The sequence below is a fragment of the Pedobacter nutrimenti genome (assembly GCF_032678445.1).
GTDB classification, from domain to species: domain Bacteria; phylum Bacteroidota; class Bacteroidia; order Sphingobacteriales; family Sphingobacteriaceae; genus Pedobacter; species Pedobacter nutrimenti_A.
On sequence record NZ_JAVTSQ010000019.1, the window covers coordinates 1 to 16,643 of the forward strand.

At 40.7% G+C, this 16,643-nt stretch carries 8 protein-coding genes; 2 read left to right on the forward strand and 6 right to left on the reverse strand.

Annotation, left to right across the window (positions count from 1 at the left end):
* Positions 1–8 precede the first annotated feature (8 nt).
* The 5 genes from R2S08_RS26300 to R2S08_RS26320 form a co-directional block, all read right to left on the reverse strand.
* Positions 9–911 (reverse strand): ectonucleotide pyrophosphatase/phosphodiesterase, encoded by a 903-nt coding sequence (locus tag R2S08_RS26300; protein WP_316837912.1) that lies wholly within the window; start codon positions 909–911, stop codon positions 9–11.
* Positions 912–986: 75 nt separating this feature from the next.
* Positions 987–2,615, reverse strand: coding sequence for a RagB/SusD family nutrient uptake outer membrane protein (locus R2S08_RS26305; RefSeq protein WP_316837913.1), 1,629 nt, complete (start codon positions 2,613–2,615; stop codon positions 987–989).
* Positions 2,616–2,629: 14 nt separating this feature from the next.
* Positions 2,630–5,833 (reverse strand): TonB-dependent receptor, encoded by a 3,204-nt coding sequence (locus R2S08_RS26310; RefSeq protein ID WP_316837914.1) that lies wholly within the window; start codon positions 5,831–5,833, stop codon positions 2,630–2,632.
* 55 nt (positions 5,834–5,888) lie between these two features.
* Positions 5,889–7,523 carry a discoidin domain-containing protein gene (locus tag R2S08_RS26315; protein ID WP_316837915.1) on the reverse strand — a complete coding sequence of 545 codons (1,635 nt, stop codon included), beginning with the start codon at positions 7,521–7,523 and terminating at the stop codon, positions 5,889–5,891.
* 31 nt (positions 7,524–7,554) lie between these two features.
* The gene (locus R2S08_RS26320; RefSeq protein ID WP_316837916.1) at positions 7,555–9,324 is read right to left on the reverse strand and encodes a putative Ig domain-containing protein; all 1,770 of its coding nucleotides are present in this window, start codon (positions 9,322–9,324) and stop codon (positions 7,555–7,557) included.
* Between the two features lie 473 nt (positions 9,325–9,797).
* On the opposite strand from R2S08_RS26320, the gene R2S08_RS26325 reads away from it, so the two are divergent.
* Positions 9,798–11,177, forward strand: coding sequence for a sulfatase (locus R2S08_RS26325; RefSeq protein WP_316837917.1), 1,380 nt, complete (start codon positions 9,798–9,800; stop codon positions 11,175–11,177).
* A gap of 90 nt (positions 11,178–11,267) precedes the next feature.
* Positions 11,268–15,128 (forward strand): TIM-barrel domain-containing protein, encoded by a 3,861-nt coding sequence (locus R2S08_RS26330; protein WP_316837918.1) that lies wholly within the window; start codon positions 11,268–11,270, stop codon positions 15,126–15,128.
* Between the two features lie 54 nt (positions 15,129–15,182).
* Here the strand turns inward: R2S08_RS26330 and R2S08_RS26335 are convergent, their stop codons facing one another.
* Entirely contained in the window at positions 15,183–16,484 is a 1,302-nt protein-coding gene (locus tag R2S08_RS26335) for a hypothetical protein (protein WP_316837919.1), read from the reverse strand.
* Positions 16,485–16,643 lie beyond the last annotated feature (159 nt).

A 16,643-nucleotide genomic window follows, 5' to 3' on the forward strand; every position in this document is an offset into this window, starting at 1 on the left:
ATATAAGCTTATTTAAATATTCCTGCAGGTATGGCACCTGTCCAGGCCAGAGGTAACTTACTTAGTCCAAAAATCTTTGCCAGTACTAAGGCTGTATTTTTATTGCTGTTAAATGCAGTGGTTATCCCTTGCTTTTTGATTTGCGGGCCTGTAATTGCCCATGGCACCTGCATTTCGTTCATCGTAATGCCCCCATGGCCTTTATTAATACCTCCATGATCTGTGATCAGCATAAAGTGAGTATCCTTGTAAATACCCGCTTTTTTTAATTGATCGAGCAGTTCACCTATGGCCACATCTGCTGCTTCAATTGCTTTTATGTACTCAGGAGACATCCATCCAAAGCCATGTCCTGCATGATCGGTATGTACACTGTACAGAAAGACCAGGCTTGGATTCTGCTTGTTTTTAACCATAAAGTCGTAAGCTTTCTGATAGTTATCCTTGTACTGATCTTTTTCCTCGAAGGATACTTCATCCAGGTATTTCTTGTTGATGGGGTTGATCAGTTCTTTCCAGTTATAGTAATAACCGATCCTGGCATTAGGTACCTCGTCCTTTAAGACTTTAAAGATGGATGGGTAATAACCGTCCTGGTCTGTTTCTAAAGGCTGCAAGGTGTGTTTTTCCAATGTCCAGTCGTTGGCTGTAATGCCGTGTTCTTCCGGGCCGGATCCTGTAAGGTGACTTGTCCAGTTTGGAAGGGTCACAGATGGCATAACCGGCCGGGTGGTCAGGGAAAGCACTCCATCAGCGATCATTTTATCCAGATTAGGGTGTTTAACGGCTTTAAATCCTTCGGCACTGAATCCGTCCAGACCGATAATCAATACATGGGCAGGTTTCTTTTGTGCAACAGCGGCAATGGAAACAGATAGTAGGGTTAATACCCCAAAAAAATACATCTTCATAACTCAGGTTTATATAAATCAAAAATAAACATTGTTTGTATATTCTATACAAAGTTTAGTATTAATTAACACTAATTAATTATATCCAGGGTTTTGGTCTAACTTAACCTTATCCAACTCATATTTTGGAATTGGGAACAGATAGTGTTGCGGCGCAAAAAACTTGCGGTCTTGTACCTTTAACGTATAATCATAGGTAAAAGAGCCATCTGTCTTTTTGGTGATTTTAATACCCATTGCCGGTTTATTATCTGTTATCTCGGCAATTTTCCAGCGGCGCACATCGAAAAAGCGATGACCTTCCAAACACAGTTCTACTTCGCGTTCATGACGGATTTTATCCCGTAAGTCAGTTCCTGCAGCAGATACTGGAGGCATATTGACGCCTTGCCTCTGCCGGATTTTATTTAGCCAGATTTGAGCTTCACCATCATTACCTAATGCATTCAAAGCCTCGGCATAATTCAGGTAAATCTCTGATAAACGCAAAATAATGAATGCGGTTTTACTGCCCACAGCCTGGGTATTCAGATCATAACTTTCGTCGTTATATTTTTTCCAGTTGTACCCACTTAAACTGGCATTCCAGTTTTCAATTGAACTTTGCGGACTGTCTTTGCCTCCGGTAAAGAATTCGGCCGGACGGTCTCTGAACTGGCCACCGTTATAAATAATATTTGCATAAAACCTTGGATCTCGATTGACATAAGGATTTTGCTGATCATAACCCGAACTGGCATCCGAAATCAATTTTCCGCTTTTCATTTCAAACTGATCTACAATATGCTGGGTTGGTGTATAGGCCGACCATCCGTGGTAACCATTGGGTGACAAGTGTATATCTGAATAGCTCTGGTATTGCTGCGCATTTTGGTGGTAGGAAATGATGGCTTCTGAGTTATCTGCAGTGATAAACAGTTTATGATAATCAGGATCCTGATAGAGTGAATACTGGTTTAAATCAATAACAGCTTTAGCTGCCTTAGCTGCCGCATCCCATTTTGAAGCGTCATTGGTAACATTCCATAACGGACTGGCAGCATACAGCAGCACTCTTGATTTAAGGGCTAATGCCGCACCTTTTGTTGCACGTCCAACATCAGTACCGGTATAGGTAGCAGGTAATATTGCAACTGCTTTATCCAACTCGGCAACAACAAACTTCACGGCTTCTTCAAACGTTGAACGTCCCGCTGCAAAATCTTTGTCTGTAGCATTGTATACTTTGGTTATTAAAGGAACACCTCCATATTTAGCAGCCAGATCAAAGTAACAATAGGCCCTTAAAAAGGTGGCTTCACCATTTAAACGGTTCTTTTTAGCGTCATCACCAGGTACTGCTGTAATTTTTGAAAAGAAAACATTCAACTCCCTGATATAGTTATAATCTACGGTCCAGCTGTCCAAGGCCATGTTGTCTGGAGTTAGCGCACCCGTATTAATTCGATTGACACTTTCATAGTTGAATTTACTAAAGCACTCATCGGACGCAGCCGAATAGCCCATATGACTTGGCAGAGTCGTGTAGAGATAAAAATGTGGCAAGATTTTATACTTTTCATTGATAAAATTCTCAACAAGATTTACATCACTCCAAAGCGCTGCATCACTTACTGCATTTAACGGGGCTGTATTTAAGATGTCTTTTTTGCACGATACCAGCCCTAATATGGTCAATGCTATACATATATATTTTGATTTCATAATCTGTCTAATCATTAAAAGGAAACGTTCAAACCTGCACCGATGATCCGTGTTTGTGGGTAATAGGCTCCGTTCACATAGTAGCCATTATTATCTGCAGGGACATAGTTCAACTCCGGATCGTAATTTTTTAATTTACTCAGGATAAATAAATTTGAACCGTTTACAAACACCCTTGCTGAATGCACTTTCAATTTCGAAATAAAAGAAGCAGGCAGTTGATAACTCAATTCTACTGTTTTCAATTTCAGGAAGGAAGCATCGTTTAACCAATAGTCGGAATCTATGTTGTTAACAGTACTGGTCCTGTCAAATGCTGCCGGCATATTGTTGTCTGGTGTTTGAGGAGTCCATCTGCCCTCATATTGCCAAAGTGGGGGTGTAAATGCGCTATTGGTACCCTGTGGCCTGATCAACTGTTTAACGCCACTTTGTCCATAGAACAATACATTCAAACCAAAGCCTTTATAGTTTGCGCCTAAGGTTATACCGAATACATTGTTCGGTAATGGACTATCGAAGAACCGCACCCGGTCTGTGCTGGTGATCTTGCCATCATTGTTCACGTCAATATATTTGATATCGCCAGGTTTCGTTCCTGTTAACGGTGTAACTTTATTGCCTTTTGCATTCTTGTCGTTATCAATTTCGGCTTGATTGTTATAGACGCCGTCTGTTTTATAGAGGAGATAGGAACGTATAGGATAACCGGTCTGTTTTTGATAATCAGGCACGTTTGGTGATTCATCACTAAATACGATCTTACTTTTGGTATGGGTAAAGTTTCCACCTACATTATAGGTAAAATCGTTACCAATTTTTCCGTTATAGTTTAGCTCTATCTCGAAACCATTACTGTTAGATTTTCCGATATTTTCCGGAGGTAATTTTCCGCTGAGACCAGTATAGTTCGGCACTGAAGCATTTCTGGCACTCAAAATATCATATCTGTTCCTCAAAAAGTAATCTGCATTTAAAGTAAGCCTGTTTTTTAAAAACCCCAATTCCAGACCTATATCTGTCGTCTTAACTTTTTCCCAGGTGGCTAATGGATTCGGTGAGACGTTTGTAGACAAACCAACAACAGGTGTACCATCGGTCCCCAGGAAATATCCAGGATCGACAACATTATATAGAGATAAAAATTTAAAGGCACCAATATCATCATCACCCAAAATACCCCATGATCCGCGTATTTTTGCAAAATCAACAAATGGCAGTGCTTTGGTAAAGAAATTCTCTTTGGATAGTACCCATCCGGCAGAGATCCCTGGAAAGAAACCATATTTACGTCCTGGAGCAAAATTGTACGATCCATTATAACGGAAACTAAACTCGAACAGATATTTCTCTTTAAACCCATAGTTTGCCCTTCCATAGATACTTTCTCTGCCATTTTGATCTCCGGAGCCACCGTTTGAAATATTTGCCGGGTCAGAGCTTGCCAAACTTAAGTAGGGCAATTGATCGCTGAGTAAGCCTTTTCTGGCTGCATACACCGCATTATAAAAATAGTCACTTGATTCATATCCAACGATGGCGTTTACACTGTGCACATCATTAAATATGCGGTCATAACCTAATTTAACATTATAGGTATTTCTCCGCCAACGGCCCCAATCTTCTCTTAGGTTAACCATGTTACCACTGGTTTGATCTTTAAAGTTTACATACTTCTGCGTACTGGGATCGTACTGATAAGCATCGTAAGGGCGGCTCAGGTTTTTATATTGCCAGAAAGTATTGTCCAGCCCTGCATAAGCGGTAGCGTAAAGGCCTTGAGTAATCCAGGGCATTTTTAAATCTATGGTACCTGTTGTTTGTACAAAATAGGATAGCCTTCTGTCATATCCTGGTGCATCACCAGCCCTTAATAATGGGTTGGATCCAGCGGTATTTCCAGAGCCGGGAAGACCATTTGGATATTTAGCGGGCAGTGTTGGATACTGCCCAAGTATGGCCATAAATATTCCACCATTCTGGTTCGAATTGTCTAAGGGAGAGTATTTATCTTCATTACGGCCGGCTAAGTCAAGTGATATCTTTAAATCTTTAGTGACATTGGCATCTATATTTGCACGGATATTCTTTTGTCCAAAGTTGAAAGGTGAATCCTTAAACAGATAATCCTGCTTTGAATATTGTCCGGACATAAAGTATTTAACATTTTCTGAACCACCGGAGATATTTAGCTCGTGCTGGGTCATTGGTGCTGTTTTAGCAACTACAGCATCGTACCAGTCTGTGCTTGGGTGTCCTAGCGGGTCAGAACCGTCTGCATATAATTTAATGTCATTATCGGAGTACAGCTTGGGTTGCCCCAGGCGTGTGTTGAGCTCATTAAAATAGGTTGCATATTGAGCGGCATTCACCATATCTGGCCTGCGGGTAACAGATTGTAAAGAATAGCTGCCGGTATAGCTAAGTACGGGTTTCCCGGTTTTACCTCTTTTTGTGGTAATTAATATTACGCCATTGGCCGCTCGCACTCCGTAAATGGCGGCAGAAGCGTCTTTTAAGATAGATATAGACTCTATATCTTCGGGATTAATGCGACTAAAGCTTCTGTCTGGTACACCATCAATGATGGTCAGCGGAGTTGCATTGGGGTTCGCATAGGAAGCGGAACCTCTAATAGACAAAGCAGAGCCATCGTTTCCTGGTTCCCCCGACCGGTTTACTGCAATTAAACCGGTCGTTCTGCCGGTTAAGTTGTTGGACAGGTTTCCATTGGGACTGAGTTTTACAACGTCCCCTTTAATCTGGCTTACCGCACCGGTTAAAGTGGCTTTCTTCTGCGTACCATAACCAACCACCACCACTTCGTTCAGATCATTATTTTCTTCTTTTAAAGTGATATTGATATTCTTCTTGCCGTTCAGCTGTACCTCCTGTGTTTCAAAGCCCATATAACTTACAACCAATGTGGTCGTCCCTTCCGGAACGGATAAAGTAAAGTGCCCGTCTTTATCTGTTACTGTACCTTTTGCTGTACCTTTTACTTTTACACTTGAACCTGGTATAGGTGAATTTTTACCATCAGTTACACGACCACTAATAGAGATATCCTGGATTGGCCTCAGCGTTACCGGATTGTAAGTACCATTGGCATAAGTACTGGAGGCAGAGAAAAGCAAAAGTAAAGCCAGCGCTCTTATGAGCACAAATTTAGTGTATCTAAAACACGTCAGATACCACTTTTTTTCATAAAATTTCATACTTAATTGTTGTTTGGTTATAGGTTTTAAATTGTACATGATTCAATACTTCGGACTAATAAAGACCCAATTCTGCAATCGCCGCATTTTGGGTTCCGTCCCATGATGATTTGCAGAGTATTTTGAAGTATCTGAAGGTTTGTGGTGTACTAAAATCAAAGTATTGGGGGCCGCTGCTCATTGCTGTAACTTTGTTGCCTAAACTGGTAAAATTGGTTCCATCATTACTGATCAGGATCTCAAAATCTTTTACCGCTCTGTAGGCACCGCTACGATGCGTATAGGATAAACCCTGCGCAGTTTTTACTGATCCTAAATCCACGGTGATGTAATGAGGATAGACTGCTGCATTTGAAGACCATCGGGAATGCCAGAAGGTGGCAGCTGAGCCATCAATAGTCGAAGTTGCCAATCCTTCTGAGGCGCTTTCCTGAGAGCTAAAGCCCGCGATTGTCCATCCTGTTTTAGAGAGTTCATTTCTGGTGGAGAAATTCAATACCGGCAACCCTCCATTGAAAGTATAGCTATAGATGGTCTCTGCAATCACACCATTATCGTGTACTAACTTAATTTTAAGCTCATAAGGGATTCCGTCTGTTTTATACTGCAATTCATTAATTGGCATGACCACCTTAAAGCTATCTGTTCCGATTGGACTGGATGCCCAGGTTATTGCATTATAATCTTTATTGGTTCCTGTGCCTTCGTTGTTTACATTCGGATCATTATAATAAAGAATCTTACTTACTGTGCCGGTAGAACTGTATTTACCAGAAACCACAATTGCCGACTGGGCTGCATCATAGTTAGCGTAAATTTTATTGACTGTAGCCGTCACACTGCCATAATAAGTTTTACTGTCATTGTTAAACACTTCACAAGTATTGAAAATTGCAGCTTCAGCATCCGTGATAAAGCAAGGGCGTACTTCAAGGTAGAAATTGCTTAAAGCCATAATTGGCTCTTTAAAATTTGCGCCGGGCCATATATTTTGCGATACCATTTGCTTGTCATGTGGTGCGTTAAAAGCATGACCGATTTCATGCATCATGCCCCCAATCCATTTGGCAAAGTTGTTTCTTCCGGGATTCATGACGCCTTTGAGTGCCATATTCATATATACATTATCCATGGCAAGGCAATATCTTCCATAACCGTTAAAGGGCTGTACGCCTTCAAGTGGTTGCGGACCTTCTGTAGTGTTATTGTCATAACCAAAGGCGGGGAGCAGAATCAAGACATGGTTACTGGTTTTTAAGCCGGGATGTGCACTAAAATAAGCATCAACCTCGGTGGTATAAGCGCCCGAAGACTGCCCGTAAGTAGCTTTTGGGCTATTGCCCCTGATCAGGATGATCTGAACTTTTTGGCTTGATCCATCTGGTGTTAAGCCAAATGTTTTATTGCCATAACCTGCCGCCTGCATAGCATTACCATACCAGTTTTGGGCATAAAGCATCACATCACTCAACCGGGTTTTCCAATTGGCCACAGTATCCAGATCTGATGGTATAAAATATACCACAGCCAGGTTTCTGCTATGTGTCACAATACTTGGGGTCACATCTGCAGTTCCATTTGGTTTTTTGTTCTCCGGTGTAATTTTAGATAACTCTGCTGTATTTTTACACGATGGAAGTGTAAAAAACCCTAACAACAGAGCCAGTAGCATTAATCGATTAGTTTTCATAGTCTTTTTGTGTTTATTAATTGAACTTTATTTAGCTGGTTACCTTCATAAATTTTACACCATGTGGAGGGATCTTTGCGGATATTCCTTCTCCAAAGCCACTCACCTTCTTTTGGATCCAGATATCACGGACGGTTTTGTATCCGGATATATGAACATCCTTCCATTTAACTTCAATATTTTTATAGTTTTCTGTCAAATTGAAAACACCAACGGCTTTACTTCCATCTTGCAGGTCTTTGACCCAAACCTGGTATTCAGCTGTGACCAGGGCTTGTCTGGCTTGTTTACCTTTAGCATCCTGATCAATAGCAATCACTTCGTCATTTGTTAACAGACCGAGTGTAAAATCGTCAAGCTGTCCCATATCGCAGCCGATAAGCAATGGTGAGGACAACAAGCTCCATAAGCTGATGTGTGTATACTGTTCGTCTGGTGTGAGGCGGGTATTGTGCAGTCTGGGGCCCCAACCTACCTTTCCAACAATAAGCATATCGGGATCTATAAAACCACCTGCCTGGCTATTTGTGTAGCATTTTGCCTGACCAAATCCGATATGGCTCATACTTGCCCAGGTGTCCGTAATATCATTTGTGGTACGCCAGCTGTTGCCCCCTACTTCTTTTCCCCATTTGTAAACATCGCCCATGCCATACTGACAAAGACTGTACAGGATGTCCCGCCCTGTTTTGTCTAAAGCATGACGCATTTCGTAATAGGGTTTTTTCATGGTATCAAGTGATGGAGTTCTGCCTGCGATATTGTCGTAACTGCACCAATCATATTTCAGATAGTCAATTTTCCATTTGGCATACGTTTGCGCATCCTGCAATTCGTGTCCTAAACTTCCAAGGTAACCTCCGCAAGTCCTGTCGCCCGGTGAAGAATAAATTCCTATTTTTAATCCAAGGCCATGCACATAATCACTCAGGCTCTTCATATCCGGAAATTTTTTGTTGGTCAAGATCTCGCCCTCAGCTGCTCTTTGGGGAGCCTCCCATCCGTCGTCTATGTTCACATAAGACCAGCCGTGGTCCATTAGTTTATCTGCCATCTCTCTGGCAGAAATCCGTACCTTCTCATCGCTTACACTCAAGCCCCAGGCATTCCAGCTGTTCCAGCCTAAAGCGGGTGTAAGCCCAATCTCATCACCTATTTTCAGGACAAGTTTCTTTTTTGCTGTACCTGCTGTATTGACCGCTACAAGCTCGATTTCATAGTCTCCTTTTTGTGCAACCTTACCCTCTATGATACCTGTTGTGGTATTTAAGCTTAATCCCTGTGGTAATCCCTTTGCCTGATAACTTAAAGGTCTTCTTCCCGTAGCCGGTATTTTGTAAAAAAAGTCATTTCCTGATCTTGCAGCGTATATATCCGGGCTGTTGATCCGCGGTGTATTTTTTACCGGAGGTGTTAAGATATAAGGTGTATTTAAAGCAGTGGTTATCTTTTCTCCCGATTTTACCTCAGTAAATCTGTATTTCAGCAGATAAGATTTTGTCTGGTCCAGCTTTGGGAAATGAACAGTATACAGAAAGGGCTTGTCATTTTCAAAATGTGCATTTATCGTTGCTGATTTTACCGCCCTGTTAAATTCGGGATCAAGAATGACGATCTGTAAAGCTCCGCTGATACTTTCGTTTATTTTTTTTGTTGTTAGCTCTACTTGAGTAGTTAAATTGCCGGCTGTGTTTTTCTTGAATTCATAATGTGTATTTAAAATAGTAGTTTCCGGAACCTGCTGGGCCAGCAGCACATTAGAGGTAAAAGATAAAAAAAGTAAAAAGTAGTTTTTTTTCATGTTCAATTGGTTCGTGCAATGTTTTGGTTGTTTAAATTGTGTTTACATAATGTTTAGCATTTATTAACATTTAGGAGCCAAAAAGAATTCGGCTTCTGGCCGTGTGGTTCTTTAATTTCTTTCGGGCAATCCTTTTGCGAAATATGTCGTTCTTGCTTAAGGTAAATTTAAACGCAAAAAAGCCGTGTATTTGCGAAAGTCATTGTACAAATCCGCCTCAAAGAGATGTACGTTCAAAACACTGAAAAACAGATAATTGCACAAATTAAGAATCAGATTATGGATAAATAAAACCTTTATATATTGCATTGAGGCTGGTAACTACAGGTCTATTTCTTACTTCTTAAATTTGTTTTACTTAAACTCGTATTACTGAAGGTAACCGAGAAATTGCCAGGACATTAACTCCATTGGAATTTATCAATACCTGATGATTTAGAAAAATGATAAAAATCTTTAAATCCGGATCAACTATGAAATTTAATGTAGCATTTCTGTTCGCTTTTTGTTTTTCCCTAAATTTTTGCGCAGCTCAAAACAAGCGCCCCAATATTTTAATCATTCTAATTGATGACATGGGATGGCGGGATGTAGGCTTTATGGGTTCGAAATATTATGAAACACCTGTTATGGACTCCCTGGCTGCACAGGGAATGGTTTTTACAAATGCTTATGCGTCTGCGGCTAACTGTGCACCAAGCCGCGCTTGTTTAATGACAGGAAAATGGATGCCAAGACATGGAATATATACTGTTGGAAATTCGGACCGGGGAAAAAGCAAGGACCGGAAATTAATCCCGATTGCAAATACTGAAACCTTGGACCCGGGTTTTAAAACACTTGCACAGTCTCTAAAAGAAAGTGGTTATACGACTTGTTTGGCAGGGAAATGGCACCTCAGCAATGATCCGGTGCCTTACGGTTTTGACGTTAACATTGGTGGCTCGCATGCAGGTAATCCGGGGAGTTATGAACCGCCCTATAAAAACGTAAACCTTAGCGGCCCAAATACGGAATACCTTACTGATCTGATTATGGATAAAACTATTGATTTTGTAAAAAACACATCTGGGGAAAAACCATTTTTTCTTTATTATGCTACCTATGCCGTACATACGCCCATACAAAAGGTAAAGAACCTGTTGTATAAGTTTGAAAATAAAAAACCATGGGAGGGACAATCCAATAAAGATTATGCAACGATGGTTAGCAATGAAGATAGAAATATTGGTCGCTTGTTAAGTACGCTAAAGGATAAGGGTATCCTGGATAATACATTTATTATATTTACATCAGACAATGGAGGTTTAAATCCGATTACTTTCCAACATCCCTTACGGGCAGGTAAAGGCAGCTATTTTGAAGGCGGCATCAGGGTTCCCGCAGCCTTTATATGGAAAGGTAAAATTAAACCGGGAACCCGTTCTGATCTGCCCATAACAAATCTCGATGTTTACCCTACATTAATGAATATAGCACATGCAAAGAGTACCATAGAATTTGATGGCGATGATTTATCCCGATACCTGCAGACTCAGAAAATCAGCAAGAATTTAGTGGACAGGTCCTTGTACTGGTACTTTCCTATTTATTTAGAAGGGGGAAACAAAGAGACAAATGATCCTGTTTTTCGGACCAGGCCGGGAGAGGTTATACGGAAAGGCAACTGGAAATTACATCATTATTTTGAAGATAATTCCTTACAGCTGTATAATTTAAAGGATGACATTGGTGAGAAAAATAATCTTGCGGATAAATTTCCTAAAAAGACGGCCGAATTGCTTGCTTTACTTGAAGCATTAGACAAGAAAACCAATGCGCCGGCGGTCTCTGAATTAAATAAGGATTTTTAGATCGAAATATCAAACGTTTGCGTGATGATTGTTCCGTTTTCGAAAATAGATAACTCTATATTGGCTGTAATTACTGTTACCACAATCACGATGAAAACATTTTGGAATCCTAAACCTCCACACAAAGCTTTACTAACCATAGCTTTTACAGTGCTGACTGCCTATGCTCCAGCAATTGCTGTACAAAAACCAAGTACAATTCAACAGGTTCTGCAAAAGGATCATAAAATTATTAGCGCAAAAAAGATCAATCCGACGACGATTGATGTATTGTTCTCTGATCAGCAACATTTAACTTTTGATTTCTACAGCGATCAGATTTTCAGGCTTTTTCAGGACAATTCGGGTGGCCAGATGAGAGATCCGGAGGCCAAACCGGAGGCTAAAATCCTGGTTGCAAACCCAAGAAGACAGGTGGCAAAATTAAATATTACGGATGAAAACAACCTGATTACGATCACTACTGATAAGATATCCATCCAAATTGACAAAAACACCACCTTATTCAAAGTCGTAAACCTGGGCACTCAGGCCCTGGTTCTTGAAGAAACAGCTCCTGTTCGTTTTGAAAAATCCGAGGTAGGGCTAAGCTTAAAAGAAGATCCACAAGAGTATTTTTATGGTGGTGGTGTACAGAACGGGCGTTTCTCCCATAAGGGAAAAGCGATCTCTATTGAAAATCAAAACAGCTGGACAGATGGTGGAGTAGCTTCTCCTACCCCCTACTACTGGTCTTCAAAGGGTTACGGAATCTTATGGCATACTTTTAAAAAAGGAAAATATGACTTTGGCGCCAAAGAAAAGGGACAGGTCAAATTGATGCATGAAACCAATTACCTGGATGTTTTTTTCATGGTTGGCAATGGAGCGTCTGCACTTTTAAATCACTTTTATCAGTTGACGGGAAATCCAATATTGCTGCCTAAATTTGGTTTTTATGAGGGGCATTTAAATGCTTATAACCGGGATTTCTGGAAAGCTGATGACAAAGGAAATTTGTTTGAAGACGGTAAACGCTACAAAGAAAGCCAGAAGGATAACGGAGGAATTAAGGAATCTTTAAATGGGGAGAAAAACAATTACCAGTTTTCTGCCCGTGCCGTGATTGACCGGTACAAAAGGAACGATATGCCATTTGGTTGGTTGCTTCCAAATGATGGTTATGGTGCAGGATATGGACAAACCACCACTTTAGACGGGAATATTCAAAATCTGAAGAGTTTAGGCGATTATGCCCGCAAAAATGGAGTGGAGATCGGTTTATGGACACAATCTGACCTTCATCCCAAAGCTGGAGTGAGTGCTTTACTGCAAAGGGATATCCTGAAAGAAGTAAAAGATGCCGGTGTGCGCGTATTGAAAACAGATGTGGCCTGGGTAGGTGAAGGTTATTCCTTTGGCCTTAACGGGGTTTCGGATGTAGCTCAGATCATGACTAAATATGGCAATGACAGCCGGCCGTTCATCATCTCCTTAGATGGCTGGGCCGGTACGCAACGTTATGCAGGGGTTTGGTCTGGCGATCAGACTGGTGGTGTCTGGGAATATATCCGCTTCCACATCCCTACTTATTTAGGTTCTGGTTTATCGGGGCAACCCAATATCACCTCTGATGTGGATGGCATATTCGGCGGTAAAAACCAGATCGTCAATACCAGAGATTTTCAGTGGAAAACCTTTACGCCAATGCAATTGAACATGGATGGCTGGGGTGCAAATGAAAAATATCCTCAGGCTTTGGGCGAACCGGTTACTTCGATTAACCGGAATTATCTGAAGCTAAAATCTGAACTTATACCTTATACCTATAGCATTGCCAGAGAAGCGGTTAATGGTTTGCCGATCATCAGGGCCATGTTCCTGGAACATCCAAATGCCTATACCCAGGGGCCTGCAACGCAGTATCAGTTTATGTATGGTCCTAATTTCTTAATTGCACCGATCTATCAGGCTACTAAATCTGATGATAAAGGCAATGACATCCGAAATGGAATATATCTTCCTGAAGGTATATGGATTGATTATTTCTCCGGAGAAAAATATACCGGGAATTGCATCCTGAACAACTTTGAAGCACCCCTTTGGAAATTGCCAATATTCGTTAAAAACGGGGCAATCATTCCGCTGGCCAATCCGAACAATAATGTATCTGAGATCAATAAAGGCATCCGGATCTATGAACTTTATCCTTCAGGAAAAAGTTCGTTTACCGAATATGATGATGATGGAACCACCGAACAATATAAATCGGGTAAAGCGAGCTCCAGCTTCATCGAATCGGAAGTAAAAAACAACAGCGCAACGATTACCATTCACCCTGCAAAAGGTAATTTCAATGGTTTTGTTAAGAACAAGGCAACTGAACTTAGGGTCAATGTATCGCAAGAGCCTAAAAATGTTTCTGCAAAGGTGGGTAAGAATACCGTCAATCTGGTTAAAGTACATTCCATGAAGGAATTCTTAGACAAACAGAATGTATATTTCTACGATGCGGCTCCAAACTTTAATCAGTTTGCCACTAAGGGAACTGCATTTGAAAAAGTGAAGATTCTGAGAAATCCGCAGGTGCTGATCAAACTAGGGGCAACAGACATTTCTGTAAATTCAGTTGTGGCTACGATTGGGGGATTTAGATATGAACCTCTACAAACGCAACGGGTATCGTCGGGTAAGTTGAGCAGTCCGCTCCATGCTGAGGTTTCAGACAAAAACAGGGAGGCTTATACGTTAAAACCGACCTGGTCAAAAGTGGATCATGCTGATTTCTATGAAATAGATTTCAATGGCATGCATTATACAACGATCAAGGACACCACGCTGTTATTTGATGGTTTGACTGCAGAAACGCCATATGCTTTCAAGTTGAGAGCGGTAAACAAAGATGGTCATTCCGACTGGACTGAATTTAAAACAACAACGAAATCCAACCCGCTCCAATTTGCGATCCATGATATTCTTGCACAATCGACTGCACAGGATCAGGAAGAAGCTGAAATTGATAAGTTATTTGACTTTGATGAGGGCAATATCTGGCATACCAAATGGGGTACAAAGGCAGTTCCTTTTGACGTGGTTATGGACCTCAGAACGATCAATCAACTGGATAAATTCCAATACCTCCCCCGTTCAGGAAGAGGAAATGGTACGCTGCTGAAAGGTAAAGTATACTATAGCAATGACAGAGAAACCTGGACGGATGCTGGTGCATTTGAATGGGCAAATACGGATGCGGTTAAAGTATTCGATTTTGCCAGTCATCCTTCTGCCCGTTTCATTAAGGTATCTGTTGCTGAAGCCGTGGGTGACTTTGGTTCAGGCAGGGAATTGTATGTGTTCAAGGTTCCTGGTACAGAGAGTTACCTTCCTGGAGACATCAATAACGATCGTCTGATAGACAGGAATGATTTGACCTCTTATACCAATTACACCGGTTTAAGAAAAGGTGATGCGGATTTTGAAGGTTATATCAGCAATGGTGATATCAATAAGAACAATTTGATTGATGCTTATGACATCTCGCTTGTGGCTACTAAAATTGACGGTGGGGTCAATGACAGCAAAATTGAAAAAGTAGCTGGTTCACTGGAAATCAGCACGGCGAAAGAGAACTATAATAAAGACGAAGTCATTGAAATTACCGTAAAAGGCAATAACCTTAAATCTGTAAATGCGTTGAGTTTCGCCTTACCGTATAACCCACAGGATTATGAGTTTGTTGGTGTGCAGACTTTACATACGAAACAGATGGAGAACCTGACTTACGACAGGTTACATACCAATGGCATTAAAGCCTTGTATCCAACTTTTGTGAACTTGGGTGATAAGGAAGCCTTAAGTGGTAGTTTGGATCTCTTTATCCTTAAATTCAAAGCCAAACGTAAACTTAAATTTGACCTGAAGGCTTTAGATGGTATTTTGGTAGATAAGAATCTGAATACTGTAAGCTTTTAGCATCAGGCAATTCATCGCTGCCAATATCTTTAATGGATATTGGCAGCTTTTTTTTTAAAAAACTTCTCCTGTTTTAAGGTCCTTTAATTCTGGTGAGATGATTTTTCCAATTCCGTTGAATAAAATCTTGATCCCCATAATTTTCCCGATTGATCTCTCGTATTTGGTGGAGAGTACCTTTTTATCATTCAGGATCACAGAAACCTTTTTATTTTCTATTTGAATAGATACAGTTCCACCGTGTTCCGGATTAAAAGCAAGATCACCTAAAAATTGTTCTGAACCAGTATGTCTGTTTTCTGAAAACTTGTACTCCGAAAAAGCAATACAACTTTGCCTGTATAGCTTTAACAAATGGCGGTGTTTTTCGCCCAGAATTATAATGGTAGTTTCCACACACTGAATACCCGGCCGACTTTGCTCGGCAAAAACTTTGCAGGAAAAAGAAAAATTATCTCCGCTGATATTTGAGCGTTTTACATTGCTGAACCCTATTAAAAAGGGTTTGGTCATGTCCAGGCCCGCAGAGTCCAGCTGCTTCGGTGAAACATAGATATTTTTGGGGTTTAGGGGCTTCAATCCAGCAATCGGAAAGGCTCTTGAAGTGTCATTACCAGAATTTGCTACCCATCCTTTGGTCAACAGAAAAACTGAAGTCGTATCTATTGGTTTATTATGATATAGCAATGTGGCGTACACCACGCCTGGGTTTCTAAAAAATTTGGTGATCTTACGGTCGCCGTTAATATCAGTTCTTTGCGCCTCATCTAAAAAGTCAACCTGGAACTCCTTATTTTTATCAAAGTTTGTTTTAGAGCTTAGTTTAAAAACTGCTGTATGGGGAACACTTCCATATGGATTTTCGCAGATCAGGTTAACATCAGGAATAGTATATTCCCTTTCCCAGAAAACCACACCGCAAATGGTGGTTATCAGTATCACTGATAGCAGCCCTATCAAATAATAAGGCTTCTTTTTTTTCTTAGGAACCTGTAAATTGATTTCTTCATCCTGTCCGGGATCAACTGGTTTTGTTTGTTGTGGTTTTGAGGCCTGGTAAATCTTCTCAAATTCCTGCCAGTCTCTATAGCCAACAAACTGTGCAAGCGCATCTCTGGTTGCTTTTTGTGGAAAATAACGTTGAGAGGTTTTTAAGCGGCCAAATATTCTTTTCAAGGTGTTCTCGCTCAGATAAACTTTGGTTTGTTTACCCAATCTGGAGCTTAAAGAATTATAATCTGCACTTCTCCATTCTGTGATGGGCTTATCTCCCATTTTTTCTATAATCTTCTGACAGCAGGCATCCAGGGCGTCAAAAAAAAACTGATTTACAGGCTGTACAGAATTGCTATCCATTAGAGGTTATGTATGTGTTTATTAACGGCTTAAACATACAAAATACTGCTTCCTCTTTTGTATGCACGGTTATGGTGTTATTTATTGTTTTCGAGATAAATTTACAACTAATCCTATGAAAAGTTAACATCTCTGGGAATTACTGTACACCAAATTAAA